The organism is Streptomyces sp. NPDC039424 (assembly GCF_055639495.1).
In genome coordinates this window covers 178,653-194,942 of record NZ_JBVKAI010000003.1, presented here as the reverse complement: position 1 = coordinate 194,942, position 16,290 = coordinate 178,653, and the positions used below count along the sequence as shown (strand labels likewise).

General features: G+C 72.2%; 18 protein-coding genes. 10 read left to right on the top strand and 8 right to left on the bottom strand.

Annotation, left to right across the window (positions count from 1 at the left end; all coding sequences use genetic code 11):
• The coding region (locus tag ACZ7L0_RS09115) for a tetratricopeptide repeat protein (protein ID WP_471241783.1) at window positions 1-1,754 on the top strand (1,754 nt) is incomplete at its 5' end.
• Between the two features lie 3 nt (window positions 1,755-1,757).
• Here the strand turns inward: ACZ7L0_RS09115 and ACZ7L0_RS09110 are convergent.
• On the bottom strand, window positions 1,758-2,054 hold the full coding sequence (locus ACZ7L0_RS09110; protein WP_471241782.1) for a hypothetical protein: 297 nt from the start codon (window positions 2,052-2,054) through the stop codon (window positions 1,758-1,760).
• 124 nt (window positions 2,055-2,178) lie between these two features.
• Between ACZ7L0_RS09110 and ACZ7L0_RS09105 the strand changes: the two genes are divergently transcribed.
• Both ACZ7L0_RS09105 and ACZ7L0_RS09100 read left to right on the top strand, forming a co-directional pair.
• On the top strand, window positions 2,179-3,024 hold the full coding sequence (locus tag ACZ7L0_RS09105; RefSeq protein ID WP_471241781.1) for a helix-turn-helix domain-containing protein: 846 nt from the start codon (window positions 2,179-2,181) through the stop codon (window positions 3,022-3,024).
• Window positions 3,003-3,200: a DUF397 domain-containing protein gene (locus ACZ7L0_RS09100; protein WP_471241780.1), complete on the top strand. Its 198-nt coding sequence runs from the start codon at window positions 3,003-3,005 to the stop codon at window positions 3,198-3,200. The genes ACZ7L0_RS09105 and ACZ7L0_RS09100 overlap by 22 nt, the downstream gene beginning before the upstream one ends.
• Before the next feature lie 7 nt (window positions 3,201-3,207).
• On the opposite strand, the gene ACZ7L0_RS09095 is transcribed toward ACZ7L0_RS09100, so the two are convergent.
• From ACZ7L0_RS09095 to ACZ7L0_RS09080, 4 genes are read right to left on the bottom strand one after another with little or no spacing between them, the layout of a single operon-like run.
• Window positions 3,208-3,891, bottom strand: coding sequence for a response regulator (locus ACZ7L0_RS09095; RefSeq protein WP_471241779.1), 684 nt, complete (start codon window positions 3,889-3,891; stop codon window positions 3,208-3,210).
• Window positions 3,888-5,108, bottom strand: a complete 1,221-nt coding sequence (locus tag ACZ7L0_RS09090) for a sensor histidine kinase (protein ID WP_471241778.1) — start codon at window positions 5,106-5,108, stop codon at window positions 3,888-3,890. The genes ACZ7L0_RS09095 and ACZ7L0_RS09090 overlap by 4 nt, the downstream gene beginning before the upstream one ends.
• Before the next feature lie 25 nt (window positions 5,109-5,133).
• A complete protein-coding gene (pspAA, locus tag ACZ7L0_RS09085) occupies window positions 5,134-5,412 on the bottom strand; it encodes a PspA-associated protein PspAA (RefSeq protein ID WP_471242198.1) in 279 nt (92 codons plus the stop codon).
• 42 nt (window positions 5,413-5,454) lie between these two features.
• Window positions 5,455-6,246: a PspA/IM30 family protein gene (locus tag ACZ7L0_RS09080; protein WP_471241777.1), complete on the bottom strand. Its 792-nt coding sequence runs from the start codon at window positions 6,244-6,246 to the stop codon at window positions 5,455-5,457.
• Between the two features lie 268 nt (window positions 6,247-6,514).
• On the opposite strand from ACZ7L0_RS09080, the gene ACZ7L0_RS09075 reads away from it, so the two are divergent.
• The 3 genes from ACZ7L0_RS09075 to ACZ7L0_RS09065 all read left to right on the top strand — a co-directional run bounded on the left by ACZ7L0_RS09075 (window position 6,515) and on the right by ACZ7L0_RS09065 (window position 9,080).
• On the top strand, window positions 6,515-7,141 hold the full coding sequence (locus ACZ7L0_RS09075; protein ID WP_471242197.1) for a DUF3043 domain-containing protein: 627 nt from the start codon (window positions 6,515-6,517) through the stop codon (window positions 7,139-7,141).
• Between the two features lie 83 nt (window positions 7,142-7,224).
• Window positions 7,225-7,926, top strand: a complete 702-nt coding sequence (locus tag ACZ7L0_RS09070; RefSeq protein WP_471241776.1) for a class I SAM-dependent methyltransferase — start codon at window positions 7,225-7,227, stop codon at window positions 7,924-7,926.
• An 80-nt stretch (window positions 7,927-8,006) separates the two neighbouring features.
• Window positions 8,007-9,080, top strand: coding sequence for a S1C family serine protease (locus tag ACZ7L0_RS09065; RefSeq protein WP_471241775.1), 1,074 nt, complete (start codon window positions 8,007-8,009; stop codon window positions 9,078-9,080).
• Between the two features lie 47 nt (window positions 9,081-9,127).
• Here the strand turns inward: ACZ7L0_RS09065 and ACZ7L0_RS09060 are convergent, their stop codons facing one another.
• Window positions 9,128-9,340: a hypothetical protein gene (locus tag ACZ7L0_RS09060; RefSeq protein WP_471241774.1), complete on the bottom strand. Its 213-nt coding sequence runs from the start codon at window positions 9,338-9,340 to the stop codon at window positions 9,128-9,130.
• A 113-nt stretch (window positions 9,341-9,453) separates the two neighbouring features.
• Here ACZ7L0_RS09060 and ACZ7L0_RS09055 point away from each other — a divergent pair, with 113 nt between their 5' ends.
• A complete protein-coding gene (locus tag ACZ7L0_RS09055) occupies window positions 9,454-10,662 on the top strand; it encodes a bifunctional adenosylcobinamide kinase/adenosylcobinamide-phosphate guanylyltransferase (RefSeq protein ID WP_471241773.1) in 1,209 nt (402 codons plus the stop codon).
• A gap of 14 nt (window positions 10,663-10,676) precedes the next feature.
• Here ACZ7L0_RS09055 and ACZ7L0_RS09050 read toward each other — a convergent pair whose 3' ends face one another.
• Entirely contained in the window at window positions 10,677-11,759 is a 1,083-nt protein-coding gene (locus tag ACZ7L0_RS09050; protein WP_471241772.1) for a class I SAM-dependent methyltransferase, read from the bottom strand.
• Between the two features lie 133 nt (window positions 11,760-11,892).
• On the opposite strand from ACZ7L0_RS09050, the gene cobT reads away from it, so the two are divergent.
• The 3 genes from cobT to ACZ7L0_RS09035 are packed head-to-tail and all read left to right on the top strand — an operon-like array spanning window position 11,893 to window position 15,578.
• Complete coding sequence (gene cobT / locus ACZ7L0_RS09045) at window positions 11,893-12,999, top strand: nicotinate-nucleotide--dimethylbenzimidazole phosphoribosyltransferase (RefSeq protein ID WP_471241771.1); 1,107 nt, start codon at window positions 11,893-11,895, stop codon at window positions 12,997-12,999.
• Window positions 13,000-13,041: 42 nt separating this feature from the next.
• Window positions 13,042-14,838: a phosphatidylglycerol lysyltransferase domain-containing protein gene (locus ACZ7L0_RS09040; RefSeq protein ID WP_471241770.1), complete on the top strand. Its 1,797-nt coding sequence runs from the start codon at window positions 13,042-13,044 to the stop codon at window positions 14,836-14,838.
• Window positions 14,835-15,578, top strand: coding sequence for a hypothetical protein (locus tag ACZ7L0_RS09035; RefSeq protein ID WP_471241769.1), 744 nt, complete (start codon window positions 14,835-14,837; stop codon window positions 15,576-15,578). The genes ACZ7L0_RS09040 and ACZ7L0_RS09035 overlap by 4 nt, the downstream gene beginning before the upstream one ends.
• Here the strand turns inward: ACZ7L0_RS09035 and ACZ7L0_RS09030 are convergent.
• Window positions 15,479-16,249: a hypothetical protein gene (locus ACZ7L0_RS09030; protein ID WP_471241768.1), complete on the bottom strand. Its 771-nt coding sequence runs from the start codon at window positions 16,247-16,249 to the stop codon at window positions 15,479-15,481. The two genes, ACZ7L0_RS09035 and ACZ7L0_RS09030, sit on opposite strands and share 100 nt — an antisense overlap.
• Window positions 16,250-16,290 lie beyond the last annotated feature (41 nt).

The window sequence follows — 16,290 nt, the reverse complement described above, 5'->3', positions numbered from 1 at the left end:
GAGAACGCCAAGCCGCACTCGAACCCGCCCACGAAGCCGTCCGCATCCACCGCACACTCGCCCGCACCAACCCCGCCGCCCACCTCCCCGCCCTCGCTACCTCCCTCAACAACCTCGCCACCCACCTGGCCGAAACCGGAGACCGCCAAGCCGCACTCGAACCCGCCCACGAAGCCGTCCGCATCCACCGCACACTCGCCCGCACCAACCCCGCCGCCCACCTCCCCGCCCTCGCCACCTCCCTCAACAACCTCGCCACCCACCTGGCCGAAACCGGAGACCGCCAAGCCGCACTCGAACCCGCCCACGAAGCCGTCCGCATCTACACCGGCCTCGCCCACACCAACCCCGCCGTCTACCGCCCCGCCCTCGCGATGGCGCTCAACAACCTCGCCATCCGCCTGGCCGAGACCGGAGACCGCCAAGCCGCGCTCGAACCCGCCCACGAAGCCGTCCGCATCCGCCGCACACTCGCCCGCACCAACCCCGCCGCCCACCTCCCCGACCTCGCTGCCTCCCTCAACAACCTGGCCAACCACCTGGCCGGGACCGGAGAACGCCAAGCCGCACTCGAACCCGCCCACGAAGCAACCCGCATCTACACCGGCCTCGTCCAGACCAACCCCACGGCCCACCTCCCCAACCTCGCCAAGGCGCTCAACAACTTCGCCAACCACCTGACCAACACAGGCAAGGAAGCAGAGGCGATCCAGGCCTACACAGATGCAGCGGCCGCACTCGCTCACGAACATCGAGCCGCCGAACGTGCCCTCACGTACGAGCGCGAAGCCTTCCGACTCACGCGCCCGAGCCCCGCGTCCGAGGCCGGTCTCCGAGACCTCGTCCGCCTCCTCAAAACGGGAGCAGGCGAGAAGCCCGACCACACGGGCCTGCGCGCCCGCAGAACCCTGCGCTCCTTCGCCCGCAAAGCCCCCCGGAACCGCCACCTAGTGGAACAAACCTGGCGCCAGGAGACCGATACCCCCGCCCCAGCGTGGTTGTCCCTGACGGACGAGACTCTGCACCTGGTCTTGACGTGGATGTCCGCAGCCACCTGGGCAGAGAGCCACGAGTTCTGGTCCCGGCACGCCGACGCCCTGGGCTCCCGTGGCACTTCCACCGCTCTGGAGGAGCTCTCGCCGGTCACACCCGTCGCCGAACAGCACCGACACCTCCGGCGGCTCATCCTCTCCGAAGGCGCCGACCTCGTTTTCCGAAGACTCATACTCCGCGACCTGCTCGCCGCCTGGCTGGACTGCGAGAACTGGGATGATTCGAAGCGCTTCTTCCAGGAGAACGCCGACCGCCTGCTTGACAACGCCGCCGAACAGGCCCTCATGGACACTGATCCCACCCCCGTCATCGCAGCGCACGTGGCTCTCCTCCACTTCGCCCGGACCGAAGGCATCGACACCGCGTTCCACCGCGTCCAGGACCGCGCCGCCCTCCAGCAGTACGTGCTGCGCACCCTGAACGACGGCGATGCGCAGGCCCTTGCCTACGCCTCGGCTCTAGAAAGCGCGGCCTTCAACGACGAACCGTCGTCCGCAGCCCACGCCCAAGCCGCCCTCCTCCTGTCCGACAAGACCGATGCCCTCGACCCCGACGCCCTCGCCACGGCAGCAGCCGAAGCGGACCCCGAGACCCGCAACCGGCTCGTCTCCGAACTGGCCACCCTCAGCACGCGCCACGGCCACCAGCACATGCCCCACTGGCTGCAGCTCATCCAGGCCCTCACCCAAGCCGCGCCCTGACCGTCAACCCTCCGGCAGCCGAGCCCCCCGGCATTCCGCGATCCGCAAGGCATCCTGCAACGCCTCAGCAAGCCGCACTCCCGCGAAGCGCAACTCCCGCACCCCGACGTTCGCTTCGCCGAGCAGCGGCCTGGCCTCCCGGAGCACGGACTCGGCCGAGGCGAGCAACCGGGCCTCCAGTTCGTCCGCCATCACCGAGAGCCGGCTGCCGGGGTCGTCGGTGCTGAGGTAGCAGGGCGCGCCTTCTGGTGTGGTCCAGGGCAGCAACCGCAGTGGTTTGCCGTATCCGTCGCGCATCATCGCGTCGATTCCTCCATGATTACCGTGTGCCGCACCATGGTCACTCTGTGGCGCTGCGGCTCAACAGGGGCTCGTTGTCCCAGCGTTGAGAACGGGACGAACCGCAGCAGGAAAGGCGCGATCCATGACGTTCCGGCCCCAGGCCCTGACCCCGTACCTGTCCGCCCGCCACTACTTCGGCGCCGAACAACGCCGCCACCGCGAGAGCGCGGGCCTGTCGCTCGTCCAGCTCGCGGGCATCGTGAACTCCAGCAAGAGCACGCTCGCCCGGATCGAGACGGCGGAGTTGATGCCGCCCCCGGACCTGCCGGACCGCCTGGACGCCGCGTTCGGCTCGGACCGGCACTTCCACGGGCTGTACGAACTGGCCAAGCGTGAGGCGCATCCGGACCAGTACCGCCGGTTCATGGACTTCGAGGCACAGGCGGAAGTCATCGAGAACTTCGGCGCGCAGGCCCTTCCGGGGCTGCTTCAGACCAAGGAGTACGCCGAGGCCCAACTCAGCCTTCAGGAAGAGCTGACGCGGGAGAAGGTGGAGGAACTGGTCAACGCCCGCATGTCCCGCAAGGACCGCCTGCGTTCGGCACAACTCCCTCTGCGCTGGGCGATCATCGACGAGGCGGCCCTGCGGCGGCCGGTTGGCGACAGCGAATGCATGTACAAACAACTGGCCTCGCTGCTCACGCAGGTGGATACTCCGGGCAGCAAGGTCCAGGTAATGCCCTTCAGCGCAGGCGCGCACTACTTGACGGGCGGCGCCCTGACCCTGCTGACCTTTCCCAACGGCTCCACCACGGCGTACGAAGAGGGAATCGAGCTCGGGCACCTCTACGAGGACCGGGACTCGGTGAAGAAATGGCGACGGCGGTACGAAGTGCTCCGAGCCAACGCCCTCCCCCCGGCCGCCTCGGCGGAGCTCATTCGACAGGCGATGGAGGACTACAAGCCATGCGACACACCCCCGAGCTGAGCTCCGCCCGTTGGCGCAGGAGCAGTTACAGCAACGCCAACGGGGGCGAATGCGTCGAGATCACCGAGGACTTCCCCGGCGTCGTCCCCGTCCGCGACAGCAAGAAACCCCATGGCCCCGTACTGGTCGTCCCAGCCCTTGCCTGGGACGCGTTCGTCAGCTCCCTCAAGCGATAAAGAGCCGTCAGTCCGCCCTCGGCCGCACCAACCCTGACTCATAGGCGATCACCACGAGCTGCGCCCGATCCCGAGCCCCCAGCTTGGCCATGGCCCGGTTGACGTGGGTCTTGACCGTCAGCGGACTGACCTCCAGCCGCTCCGCGATCTCGTCGTTGGAATGGCCGCCGGCCACCAGGACGAGCACCTCGCGCTCCCGGCCGGTCAGCGTCGCGAGGCGTTCCGCTCGGGCGGGGTCGCCGTCGTCGTCTCCCGTATCGCCCTGGGCGAGAAAGCGGGCGATCAGGCCCTTGGTGGCCGTCGGGGAGAGCAGGGCCTCTCCCCCGGCGGCGACCCGGATGGCGTTCAGGAGTTCCTCCGGTTCGCTGCCCTTGCCCAGAAAGCCGGAGGCACCGGCCCGCAGCGCCTGCACCACGTAGTCGTCGACCTCGAAGGTCGTCAGGATGACCACCCGGACGGCAGCGAGCCCGGGGTCCGCGCTGATCAGGCGGGTGGCCGCCAGGCCGTCCGTGCCCGGCATGCGGATGTCCATCAGCACCACGTCGGCCCGCTGCTCGGCGGCCAGCCGGACGGCCTCCGCGCCGTCCGACGCCTCGCCCACCACCTCCATGTCCGGCTCGGAGTCGACGAGCACCCGGAAGGCGCTGCGCAGCAGTGCCTGGTCGTCGGCTAGCAGGACGCGGATGGTCATGCGGGCTCCTCCGGGGCGGTGCGGGTCTTGATCGGCAGGATGGCATGGACGCGGAAACCGCCGCCGTAGCGGGGGCCGGTGGTGAGGGTGCCGCGCAGGGCGGTGACGCGTTCGCGCATGCCGAGGAGACCGTGGCCGCCGCCCGGCTGAGGGGGTTCCTCCTGGCCGGGGTGGCCGTCGTCCAACACCGTGACCTCGATGTTCGGGCCCACGCGGACGACGCTGACCTCGGCCTTGGCCTCGGCGCCCGCGTGTTTCTGCACGTTGGTGAGGGCCTCCTGGATGATGCGGTACGCGGCCAGGTCGACGGCGGCGGGCAGTTCGGTGCCCTGGTCGGCGCGGGCGACCTCGACCGGGAGGCCGGCGTTGCGGAAGGTGTCGGCGAGGTCTTCCAGGCAGCTGAGGCCGGGGGCGGGCTCGGTGGGGGCCTCCGGGTCGCCGGACTGGCGGAGCAGGCCGACGGTGGCGCGGAGTTCGTTGAGCGCGGAGCGGCTGGCCTCGCGTACGTGCGACAGGGCTTCCTTGGCCTGGTCGGGACGCTTGTCCATGACGTGGGCGGCGACCCCGGCCTGGACGTTGACCAGGGCGATGTGGTGGGCGACCACGTCGTGCAGGTCGCGGGCGATACGCAGGCGTTCCTCGGCGACCCGGCGGCGGGCCTCCTCCTCGCGGGTGCGCTCGGCCCGCTCGGCGCGCTCCCGGATGGCCTGCACGACCGCGCGGCGGCTGCGGACGGCGTCTCCGGCGGTGGCGCCGATGCCGGTCCAGGCGAAGATGGCGAGGTTCTCCTGCGCGTACCAGGGCAGGGGGCCGGCGAGCATGGCGGCACCGGTCAGCAGGGCCATGGTGAGCAGGGCGGCGCGCAGGGTGGTGCGGCGGTCGGTGGCCGAGGCGACGGTGTAGAGGGCGACCACGGCGGACATGGCGACGGGGGCGCGGGGGTCGCCGGTGACGCACTCGATCAGGGAGACGGTGCCGGTGACGGCGAGGACCGTCTTGGGGGCGCTGCGGCGGAAGACGAGGGCCGCGGCAGCGACGGTGATGAGCAGCAGGCTGAGCGGATCGGGGCTGTGCACGCCCCAGGCGACGCCGTTCTCGCTCTGCGGGGTCACGAAGGAGCCCACGACCATGCACACCAGCACGCCCGCCGCCAGCGCCGCGTCCAGTGCGAGGGGATGTGCCTGCAGACGGCATCGGGTGCGGTCGAGGGTGCTCACACGGTGAACAGTACGGACAGTACGGTCAACCCGGAATCAGGCCGTCGTCGCTCAGCAGTTCCCGGACCTCCTCCAGCGTCGCGTCGGGCGACGGCAGGATGAGGTCGGAGGGCTCCAGGGACTCGTCCGGCAGGGGCTCGCCCAGGTCGCGGACCTTGGTGAGGAGGGCCTGGAGGGTGCGGCGGAAGCCGGGGCCGTCGCCGTTCTCCATCTCGGCCAGGAGTTCGTCGTCCAGCTTGTTCAGTTCGGTGAGGTGGCTGTCCGCCAGCCTCACCTGCCCCTCCCCCATGATCCGTACGATCATGTCGGCCATGTCGCCCTCCAGCTGTGGCTCTCGGCGCCCGGGCTACTGCTTGTCGAAGCGCGGGGTGTCCTGCGGCTGCTGCTGGGACTGCGACTGGCCGGTGCCGCCCTCGATCGCCTGCTGGGGCGAGCCTCCGGCCAGCTCGGCCTTCATGCGCTGCAGTTCCAGCTCTACATCCGTACCACCGGAGAGCCGGTCCAGCTCGGCCTGGATGTCGTCCTTGGCCATGCCGGAGGGGTCGTCGAGGGCACCGGAGGCGAGGAGCTCGTCGATGGCGCCGGCCCGGGCCTGGAGCTGGGCGGTCTTGTCCTCGGCGCGCTGGATGGCCAGGCCGACGTCGCCCATCTCCTCGGAGATGCCGGAGAAGGCCTCGCCGATGCGGGTCTGGGCCTGGGCGGCGGTGTAGGTGGCCTTGATGGTCTCCTTCTTCGTACGGAAGGCGTCGACCTTGGCCTGCAGCCGCTGGGCCGCCAGGGTGAGCTTCTCCTCCTCGCCCTGGAGCGTGGTGTGCTGCGTCTCCAGGTCCGTCACCTGCTGCTGGAGCGCGGCGCGGCGGGAGAGCGCCTCGCGGGCCAGGTCCTCCCGGCCCAGCGCGAGCGCCTTGCGGCCCTGGTCCTCCAGCTTGGTGGACTGCGACTGGAGCTGGTTGAGCTGGAGTTCCAGGCGCTTGCGCGAGGTGGCCACGTCGGCGACGCCGCGGCGGACCTTCTGCAGGAGTTCCAGCTGCTTCTGGTACGAGTAATCGAGGGTCTCGCGCGGGTCCTCGGCCCGGTCAAGGGCCTTGTTCGCCTTCGCGCGGAAGATCATCCCCATACGCTTCATGACACCGCTCATGGGCTTCGCGCGCCCCCTTCTGACGGACTCCAGCTCACAGATCCTGCGACAGAACCCACAGTACGGGCCCTGCATCCATTACCGCACTGTTCGGGGACGGATGCGCTCATCCCCAAGGACGACTGCGAGCGGCTCCGCTCCGGCGTAGGGAGTAGGTGGCCCCCGGGGTGGCCGGATGGCCGCCCTGGGGTGAACCGTCCGCGACGTCCCCTCTGTCCCCTACATGACGACTGGTGTTGCCGGATCGTTCCCCGCGGGGCTGGGGTCCATGCGCTGCCACCCCGTACCCTTGGGTTTTGTGTTCCGTAGCCGTGCCAAGGAAGAGAAGGCCCCCGCCGACAAGGCGGTCGTGACCGACTCCAAGCAGCCCCGTGACCCGCAGGCCCCGAAGGGCAGGCCCACGCCCAAGCGCAGTGAGGCCCAGTCCCAGCGCCGCAGCGTCGCCAGCACTCCGACGAACCGCAAGGAGGCCGCCAAGCGGCAGCGTGAGGAGCGCCGCTCCCAGCTGGAGCGGCAGCGCCAGGCGCTGGCCGGTGGTGACGAGCGGTTCCTGCCGGCCCGCGACAAGGGTCCGGTCCGCCGGTTCGCGCGCGACTGGGTCGACTCGCGGTTCAACGTGGCGGAGTTCTTCCTGCCACTGGCCGTGGTCATCCTGGTGCTGAGCGTGGTGCGGGTGCCCGCGCTGCAGAGCGTCGCGCTGCTGCTGTGGCTCGTGGTGATCGTCCTGATCGTGCTGGACTCGATCGTCAGCGGTGTCCGGCTCAAGAAGCGGCTGGCCGAGCGCTTCGCGGACCAGAACCGTAAGGGCGCGGTCGCCTACGCCCTGATGCGCTCCCTCCAGATGCGCCGGCTCCGGTTGCCGAAGCCGCAGGTCAAGCGCGGAGAGCGGCCCTGAGCACGGACGCTTTCCAGGGGGGTGCGGCCGATGCCTGGCTGAGCAAGCTGGGCGGGCTGCGGGATGTCGTACGACAGGAGCTGGTGACCCGGCAGCTCGATGAGCAGATAGTCGGGCGATTCCCGGTCGGGCAGCGGCTGCGGGTGCTCGACGTGGGGATGGGCCAGGGCACGCAGTCGCTGCGGCTGGCCCGGGCCGGGCATCAGGTGACCGGGGTCGAGCAGGACGCGACGATGATCGCGGCGGCGCGCGAGGCGCTGTCCGGTCAGCCCGAGGGCATTCGCGAGCGGATGCGGATCGTGCAGGGCGACGGGCGGGACACCGGCGTGCACTTCCTGCCGGGCAGCTTCGACGTGGTGCTGTGCCACGGGGTGCTGATGTACGTCGAGGAGCCCGATCCCCTGCTGGCCGGGCTGGCCCGGATGCTCGCCCCGGGCGGGCTGCTGTCGCTGCTGGTGCGCAACGGCGACGCGCTGGCCATGCGGCCGGGGCTGTCCGGGGACTGGGCGGGCGCGCTGGCCTCCTTCGACACCACCGCCTACCGCAACCGCCTCGGCCTCGACGTACGCGCCGACCGGCTCGCCACGCTGACGGCCACCCTCGCCGGCATCGGGGCGCCGCTGCACGCCTGGTACGGAGTACGGGTCTTCACGGACACGGCCGTAGACGGTGCGCAGATCCCGGCCGACCTCGACACCCTGCTGGCCACCGAGGAACGGGCCGGCCGAACGGACCCGTACCGCGGGATCGCGGCACTGCTCCACCTGTGCGGCGTACGCGGCTGACGGACACGGGGTGCGGGGTGCCGGGCTCGTTCGGGTGAAGCCCGCGCGCCGGGGTGTCGGGCCGACGTGAGACTCGGGGCATGGACGTTTCCCGCCGTATGCGTGGCCCGCGGACCGTCGGCGCCGTCACCGCGCTCGTCTGTTGCCTTCCGCTCGCCGCCGGATGCACCGGTGGTGAGACGGTGTCGAAGGGGGACGTCCCGGGCACGCGGGCCGCCGCCGTGATGTCGGGCAACGACCTGCAGAACGACTACCAGAGGGTGATCAAGGACGTCCTGCCGTCGGTGGTGCAGATCCAGGCGCGCACGGACCTGGGCTCGGGGGTGGTGTACGACGGCGCGGGGCACATCGTCACCAACGCGCACGTGGTCGGCGAGGAGAAGACCTTCCAGGTGACCACCGCCAACAACGAGGAGCCGCTCACCGCGCGCCTGGTGTACTCGTACCCGGAGCAGGACCTCGCCGTGGTCAAGCTGGACAGGATCCCCGGCGGGCTGAAGTCGGCGCGGTTCGGGGACTCCGCGAAGGTGGCGGTCGGGCAGATCGTCCTCGCCATGGGCTCCCCGCTCGGGCTGTCGTCCAGCGTGACGCAGGGCATCGTGTCGGCGACCGGACGGACCGTCAGCGAGAGCCGGGAGGGCGGGGGTACCGGCGCCACCATCGGGAACATGGTGCAGACGTCGGCGGCCATCAACCCCGGCAACAGCGGCGGCGCGCTGGTCGACCTCGACGGGCAGGTCATCGGCATCCCGACGCTCGCCGCCACCGACCCCGGCCTCGGGGGCAGCGCGGCGCCCGGCATCGGGTTCGCGATCCCGTCCTCGACGGTGACGACGATCGCCGACCAGATCATCAAGAACGGCGCGGTCACCGACTCGGGCCGGGCCGCGCTCGGCATCACCGGGCGGACGGTCGTCGACGACGCGTACCGGCCCATCGGGGTCGGCGTGGTCGACGTCCACAGCGGCGGCCCGGCCGACAAGGCGGGCATCCGGCCCAACGACCTCATCACCGGGCTGGGCGGCACCGACATCACCACGATCACCTCGCTGGCCGAGGCGCTGGCGGCGGACAGGCCCGGCGAGCGGACGACGGTGACGTTCAACCGCGACGGCGTGGAGCGGACGGCGGAGGTGACGCTGGGCGAGCAGTGAGAAGGGGGCCGGCGAGGGCCTGCGACGGCCCCCGCCGCGCCGGGGGTTCAGGACTCGTCGGCGTGCAGGCTCATCGGGCCGTAGATCTCCGTGGTGTCCTCGAACAGCCGCACCTGGTCCGCGCCGCCTTCCAGCAGCGCCTTGAAGTGCTCACCGATCCAGGACTCGGCGTCCCCCTGCGTGGTGAACTCCTCGGGCTGCACCGCGGGCTGAACCTCCGTCCCGTCGGTCTTCTCGAACCGCCACGTCCAAGCCACCATGTACGCCTCCCTGGTGTGAGCACATGCAGAGCGAAAGCCGGATCTTGGTCCGGCTCGTGCCACGAGCCTAGCCGGACGCGCAAGAGCCGCGGCGACAAGCGAAAATCAGGTCCGTGGAACTGACTCTGCTCGGCACCGGTGCCCCCGCGGGCCTGCCCCGCCCCGACTGTCCCTGCGCCGCGTGCGCCGCCGCGCTCGGGCCGGACGCGCGGGCGGCCACCGCGGTACTCGTGGACGGGGCGCTGCTGCTCGACCTGACGCCCGGAGCGGCGTTCGCGGCGGCGCGCGCCGGGCATTCGCTGGGCGGGGTACGGCAGGTGCTGCTGTCGCATCCGCACGACGGACCGGCGGTCGAGGTGCCGGCCGGGCTGCCGCAGCCGGGGCGGGTGCCGGACGGGCGGGAGCTGGCGCTGCTGACGGGACATCGGGTGCGGGCGCTGGCGATGGACGCGGGCGGCACCGGGTACGCGGTGACCGGGCCGGACGGGCAGCGTCTGCTGTATCTGCCGCCGGGCAGCGCGCCGGCCGGGCTGGAGAACGGGGCGGCGCACGGCGAGGTGTACGACATGGTGCTCACGGACGTCGTGGGGCGGCCGGACGCGCTGGCCAGGCTGCGGGCGGTGGGGGCGGTGGGGCCGACCACGGACGTCGTCGCCGTCCACCTCGACCACGACGTGCCGCCGGGGCCGGAGTTGCGGCGGCGGCTGGCGGCGGCGGGGGCGCGGGCGGTGCCGGACGGGACGACGCTGGTGGTGGGCGTGTACGAGGACGTGCCGGACGTGCCGCGGCGGACGCTGGTGCTCGGGGGTGCGCGGTCGGGGAAGTCGGTGGAGGCCGAGCGGCGGCTGGAGGCCTTTCCCGACGTGCTGTACGTGGCGACCGGCGGGTCGCGCAACGGGGACACCGAGTGGGCCGCGCGGGTGGCGGCGCACCGGGACCGGCGGCCGGGTTCGTGGCGTACGGCAGAGACCTGCGACCTGGTGCCGCTGCTGGCCGAGGACGGGCCGCCGGTGCTGATCGACTGTCTGTCGCTGTGGCTGACGGACGCGATGGACTCCGTCGGGGCGTGGGACGACGCGGTGTGGGCGTCCGGCGGGGAGCGGGCGCTGCGGGAGCGGGTACGGGAGTTGACCGCGGCGGTGCGGGGCGCTCGGCGGACCGTGGTCGCGGTGTCGAACGAGGTGGGGTCGGGAATCGTGCCGGCGACCTCCTCCGGGCGGCGGTACCGGGACGAGCTGGGCCGGCTGAACTCGGCGTTCGCGGCCGAGTGCGAGCAGGTGTTGCTGGTGGTGGCGGGGCAGGCCGTGGTGCTGCGCGGCTGAGGGCGCGCGGCGGGTCAGGCGGAGCCCTTGCGGGCGATGACGCGGTAGGCGTTCGAGAACCCGGTGCGGCGGAGCACGGGGGCCAGGGTGTGGTCCAGGGCCCCCGCTGTGGCGATGAGAGGCGCGGACGCCCTGAGGAACGTCGCGCGCAGGGCGCGTTGGAGCGCGTTCGGCGGGGCCGGTCTCCAGGGGGCGTCCGGGGCCGGGAGGACGTGGCCGACGGCCAGGGAGACGGCGGCCGAGAGGTCGTACGGGACGTGGGGGTTGCGGCGGTCGGCCCGCAGGATCGTGCAGCCGCGGGACTCCAGTTCCGAGCGCAGGTTGTCCAGGGGCATCAGGTGGAGATGGCGGGGCTGGCCGTGGGGCAGCCACCACTTGCCGAGGAGGGCGGCGAAGGCGCTGCGCGGGTCGGGGGCCTCGACCAGCAGGTGGCCGCCGGGGCGGAGGGCGGCGAGCGCGGCGTGCAGTTCGGCCCGGGGGTCGGGGGTGTGCTCCAGGTGGCGGAACATGCTGACCACGTCGTAGCGGGAGCGCAGGCGGGCGAGGACGCCGGGGCTGGCGAGGTAGCCCCAGTGGGCCTCCTCGACGCGGTCGGCCAGGCGGGCCTCCTCCACCCGGAGGGTGGGGTCCAGTCCGTCGAAGGACGTGTACGGGAAGAGTTCCCTCGCCGCCCACGGGAAGTGGGCGTGGCCCGTGCCGACGTCCAGCCAGCTCTCCGGCTCGGGGAGCAGTTCCAGGATCGCGCGGGCCGCGTGGCGGTGGCGCCGGGTGCCGGCGCGGGCGGCGAGGACGCGTTCCGCGAAGTCCTCGGGGTGCCGCTCGTGGAAGTCCCGGTGGTAGAAGGCGAGGCCCTCCGCCGTGAGCCGGGGGTTCTGGAAGGCGTGCCCGCAGTCGCGGCACTCGTCGACGACGAAGGTGCCCGGCTTGCGCTGCCGGAGGTCGGGGGTGCGCAGGCGGGTGCGCAGCCGCGTCGAGCGGCACCAGGGACAGTCGGCGCGGCGCGGCTCATGGAACCGGTCGGTGCCCAGGGCGAGTTCGGCGGCGTACATGGCACGGCGCCGGTCGAGGGCGGCCGGCGTGGAGGGCGAGGGCGGCATGGACGGCTCCCTGTGCGACATTCCGCTGCGAAACGGAACGTATGGGATGCCGATCTTGGGTGCAAAGACATCGGGGGGGTGTGGTGGCGATGTGGCGCGGAACCGTTCGATCGCTGCCGGTACTGTTCGGCGAATGAGCTCGCTTAATCTCGACGACTTCACCGATCTGATCGAGCGCCCGGACGGGGGCGTGCGCCGGGACGCCGAGGCCCGCCGGGAACGCCAGATCGTGCCGCCCGGGTCGCTGGGTCGCCTCGACGGCCTGGGTGAGTGGCTGGCCGCCGCGCAGGGGGCCGTGCCGGTACGGCCGGTCGAACGGCCGCGGATGGTGCTCTTCGCCGGTGACCACGGCATCGCCGGACTCGGCGTCTCGGCCCGGCCCGCGGGCACCGCCGGCCAGTTGGTCCGGGCGCTCCTGGAGGGCGCCAGTCCGGCGTCGGTGCTCGCCCGGCGGCTCGGGGTGCCGGTGCGGGTGGTGGACATGGCGCTGGACTGCGAGCCGGAGTCGCTGCCGGCGGAGGTCGTACGGCACCGGGTGCGGCGCGGCAGCGGACGCATCGACGTCGAGGACGCGCTGACCCTGGAGGAGGCCGAGGCGGCTTTCCGGGCGGGCGTCGCCGTGGCCGACGAGGAGGCCGACTCCGGTACGGATCTGGTGGTGCTCGGCGATGTGAGCGTCGGCGGGACCACGGCGGCCTCCGTGCTGGTGGCGGCGCTGTGCGGGACCGACGCCTCGGTGGTGACCGGGCGGGGTGGTGAGGCGATCGACGATCTGGCGTGGATGCGCAAGTGCGCCGCGATCCGGGACGCGCTGCGGCGGGCCCGGCCGGTGCTCGGCGACCAGTTGCAGCTGCTGGCGACCGTCGGCGGGGCCGACCTCGCGGCGATGACCGGCTTCCTGCTGCAGGCCGCGGTGCGCAAGCTGCCGGTGATCCTGGACGGGGTCGTGGTGGCCGCCTGCGCGCTGGTCGGGCAGCGGATCGCGTTCCGGGCGCCGGACTGGTGGCTGGCCGGGCACGACAGCGGGGAGCCGGGGCAGGCGAAGGCGCTGGACCGGATGGCGCTGGAGCCGCTGCTCGACCAGGGGCTGACCGTCGGCGAGGGGGCGGGGGCGCTGCTCGCGCTGCCGTTGGTGCAGTCCGCCGCCGCGCTGGCCGCGGAGCTTCCCGAGCGGGAGCCGGAGAAGCAGGACCCGGAGAAGGATCAGGAGCGGGATTCCGAGGAGCAGGAGTCCGCCTGAAAAACGCGGTTCGCCGGAGCGGCGCCCATATGATCCCCCCTCATGGGAGATGCCCGAATTGCCACGGATCAGGAAGCCACCCCCGGCCGGCCGGGTGACCACGGGCGGCGGTCCACCGGGGCCTCCCGGCGGGCCGCCGCCTTCGCCGTCTGGTATCTGCGCGCCGTCGCCTTCATCAACTTCCTCAGCGCCGTGTGGGTCTCCCTGGGCCAGGACGTGCGGCGCCACAACCAGGAGAACTTCTTCACGCCGTACCTGCTGACGGCCGGCTTCGCCTCGGGCGTGTTCACGACGTTCCTGGCGATCACCATGCGGCGCCGCAAGCGGGCCGCGTGGATCCTGAACCTGGTGCTCAGCGGCCTGTTCCTGGCCCTGTTCGCGGTCGCCATGGCGTTCCCTGAGATCCGGCGGCACGCGCAGAACTGGATCTCCCTGGTCCTGACGGCCGCCTTCGTCGGCGCGCTGCTGGCCGGGCGCCGGGAGTTCTACGCCAAGGGCGACCGGTCCAACCCCAAGCTCGCCGTCATCGTCGCGGTGGTGGGCGGGCTCGCCGCCTCGCTGCTCGCCGCGCTGCTGGTGACGGTCACCAACCAGGCCCCGGACGCGGCGCGTTCGACCTTCCCGCAGCGCTGGCACTACGGCACGCTGCGGCTGGTCTCGGTCGCCGCCGACGAGACCCGGTTCCCCGGGATCACCTCCCCCAACTGGGTCAACGTCGCCATCAACGTGATGAGCACGCTCCTGGTGCTGGCCGTCTTCTACGCCGCCTTCCGCTCCCGGCGCGCCGTCGACCCGCTCACCGAGGACGACGAGAAGCGGCTGCGGGCGCTGCTGGACCGGCACGGCGAGCGGGACTCGCTCGGGTACTTCGCGCTGCGCCGCGAGAAGAGCGCGGTGTGGTCGCCGACCGGGAAGGCGGCGGTGGCGTACCGGGTGGTGGGCGGGGTGTCGCTGGCCTCCGGGGATCCGATCGGCGACCCGGAGGCATGGCCGGGGGCGATCGCGCCGTGGCTGGCCGAGGCGCGGGAGCACGGCTGGATCCCGGCCGTGATGGGCGCGAGCGAGGAGGCGGGCACGGTGTACGCGCGGCACGGTCTGGACGCGCTGGAGCTCGGTGACGAGGCGATCGTGGAGGTGGCCGAGTTCACGCTGGAGGGGCGGGCCATGCGGACCGTCCGGCAGGCGTACAACCGGGTGAAGCGGGCCGGGTACACGGTGCGCATCCGGCGGCACGCGGACATCCCCGACGACGAGATGGCCCACCTCGTCCAGCGGGCGGACGACTGGCGCGACGGGGCCACCGAGCGCGGGTTCAGCATGGCGCTGGGCCGGCTCGGGGACCCGGGGGACGGGCGGTGCGTGATGCTGGAGTGCGCGGACGCGGAGGGCGGGCTCAGGGCACTGCTGTCCTTCGTGCCCTGGGGGCCGCACGGGCTGTCCCTGGACCTCATGCGGCGGGACCGGGACTCCGACAACGGGCTGATGGAGTTCATGGTCATCGAGCTGCTGCGCCGGGCCGGCGAGATCAAGATCACCCAGGTCTCGCTCAACTTCGCCATGTTCCGTTCCGTCTTCGAACGTGGCGCACGCCTCGGCGCCGGGCCGGTGCTGAGGCTGTGGCGGTCGCTGCTCAGCTTCTTCTCGCGCTGGTGGCAGATCGAGTCGCTGTACCGCGCCAACGCCAAGTACCGGCCCATCTGGGAACCGCGGTTCCTGCTCTTCGAGAAGAGCGCGGACCTGCCCCGCATCGGCCTCGCCTCGGCCCGCGCGGAGGGGTTCCTGGAGGCTCCGGGGCTGCCCAAGTGGCTGCATCGCAAGCATTTGGAGACCCACAGATGAACTCGCTCGCCCGCTGGGCCCGCGCCGAATGGGGACTGCTGTACGTCACCGTGCGCGAGCCGCTGCTGAAGCGGCGCCGGCGGGCGCTGCCGATGACGGTCGGGGCGGTGTGCCTGACGGCGGTGCTGCAGTTCGTGCAGAACCGGTCCTGGGGCTACGGGTTCGTGCAGGACATCGGGACCGTACGGGCCCAGGACCCGTTGTGGGCGGCCCTGCTGCGCACCCCCCTCTCCCTGTGGGTCCCGGCGCTGGACCTGCCGGTGTGGGGCGCGCTGGCGCAGATCCTGTTCGTGTTCGGGATCGCCGAGATCTGCCTGGGCCGGTGGCGGACCCTGGCCATCGCGTACGTCGCCACGCTCGCCGGGACCCTGTACGCGCGCGCCGGCATCGCCCTCGGCCCGCACCACCCCCTGGGCCTGCCCGCGGCGGACGCGCAGGTCGTGGACACCGGTCCGTCGGCGGCGGTGGTGGGACTCGCCGTGTACCTGGGCCGGCGGTACGGCGCCTACGTCACGGCGGCCGGCGTGGCCGCCGCGATGCTGGTCGAGGTCCTGGTGAAGGAGAACCTCGCGGGCAAGGAGCATCTGGCGGCCCTGGCGGGCGTGGCGCTGCTGTGCGCGGCCGAGAAGCTGCGCGGGCGTCAGCGCCGGCCGGGCAGACGGGCCGGTGCCGGCTCGTCCGGTTTGCCGCCGATCCAGTCCTGGACGGCGCGGCGGGGGCCGGCCCAGCGGCGGTCGTGACGGTAGGCGCGGAGGCTGGCGCGGGCGCGGGCGCGCGGGCGGCCGCGGTAGAAGCGGCGGGACCAGTAGGAGCCGGGGCGGGCCAGGCGTACGGCGCCGACCACCGCGACGACCGGGACGATCACGCCGAAGACGGCGGTGCGCAGCTTGCCCTTGGTCAGGGCGACCAAGGAAAAGAGGAAGTTCCCGGCGACGGTGGAGATGACGGTGCCGCGGTCCTGGAGTTCGTCCTGCGAGAGGTCGTTGACGCCGAACGGCGAGAAGCCGGCGAGGACCAGGCAGACTAGGGCGGCGGTGAGGACCACGACCTCCACGCTCTTGCGGCCGTCCTCGGTCCAGTACACGTCGTGCAGGTGCAGGATCAGCGCGAACTCGTCGAGGACCAGGCCCGCGCCGATGCCGAAGACGACCGCGAACAGGCCCCCGCCGAATCCGTGCCGGTCGCTGGCGACGACTCCGAAGCCGCCGGCGACGGTGAGGACGACACCGGGCACGACATGGTGGATGTGCAGCCCGCCCGCCCCCGTGACGTTGCCGAACGGTCCCTTGCCCGCCCGGATCATGCGGGTGACCACGCGGGTGATCACGAAGGTGAGGACGAAGGCGCTGAGGGCGAGGAGCAGCGGGAGCTTGCCCGGTTCGATGATGTTCCGCTCCCACCAATGTCCCATATGCGCACTTTAGCCTCAGGGGCCGTACCGGCCTTTCCGAC

Coding starts and splice junctions, on each gene's coding strand:
- ACZ7L0_RS09110 (WP_471241782.1), bottom strand. CDS start 2,054: ATGATGCGCGACGGATACGGCAAACCACTGCGGTTGCTGCCCTGGACC.
- ACZ7L0_RS09105 (WP_471241781.1), top strand. CDS start 2,179: ATGACGTTCCGGCCCCAGGCCCTGACCCCGTACCTGTCCGCCCGCCAC.
- ACZ7L0_RS09100 (WP_471241780.1), top strand. CDS start 3,003: ATGCGACACACCCCCGAGCTGAGCTCCGCCCGTTGGCGCAGGAGCAGT.
- ACZ7L0_RS09095 (WP_471241779.1), bottom strand. CDS start 3,891: ATGACCATCCGCGTCCTGCTAGCCGACGACCAGGCACTGCTGCGCAGC.
- pspAA (WP_471242198.1), bottom strand. CDS start 5,412: ATGATCGTACGGATCATGGGGGAGGGGCAGGTGAGGCTGGCGGACAGC.
- ACZ7L0_RS09080 (WP_471241777.1), bottom strand. CDS start 6,246: ATGAGCGGTGTCATGAAGCGTATGGGGATGATCTTCCGCGCGAAGGCG.
- ACZ7L0_RS09075 (WP_471242197.1), top strand. CDS start 6,515: ATGCGCTGCCACCCCGTACCCTTGGGTTTTGTGTTCCGTAGCCGTGCC.
- ACZ7L0_RS09065 (WP_471241775.1), top strand. CDS start 8,007: ATGGACGTTTCCCGCCGTATGCGTGGCCCGCGGACCGTCGGCGCCGTC.
- ACZ7L0_RS09060 (WP_471241774.1), bottom strand. CDS start 9,340: ATGGTGGCTTGGACGTGGCGGTTCGAGAAGACCGACGGGACGGAGGTT.
- ACZ7L0_RS09050 (WP_471241772.1), bottom strand. CDS start 11,759: ATGCCGCCCTCGCCCTCCACGCCGGCCGCCCTCGACCGGCGCCGTGCC.
- cobT (WP_471241771.1), top strand. CDS start 11,893: ATGAGCTCGCTTAATCTCGACGACTTCACCGATCTGATCGAGCGCCCG.
- ACZ7L0_RS09040 (WP_471241770.1), top strand. CDS start 13,042: ATGGGAGATGCCCGAATTGCCACGGATCAGGAAGCCACCCCCGGCCGG.
- ACZ7L0_RS09035 (WP_471241769.1), top strand. CDS start 14,835: ATGAACTCGCTCGCCCGCTGGGCCCGCGCCGAATGGGGACTGCTGTAC.
- ACZ7L0_RS09030 (WP_471241768.1), bottom strand. CDS start 16,249: ATGGGACATTGGTGGGAGCGGAACATCATCGAACCGGGCAAGCTCCCG.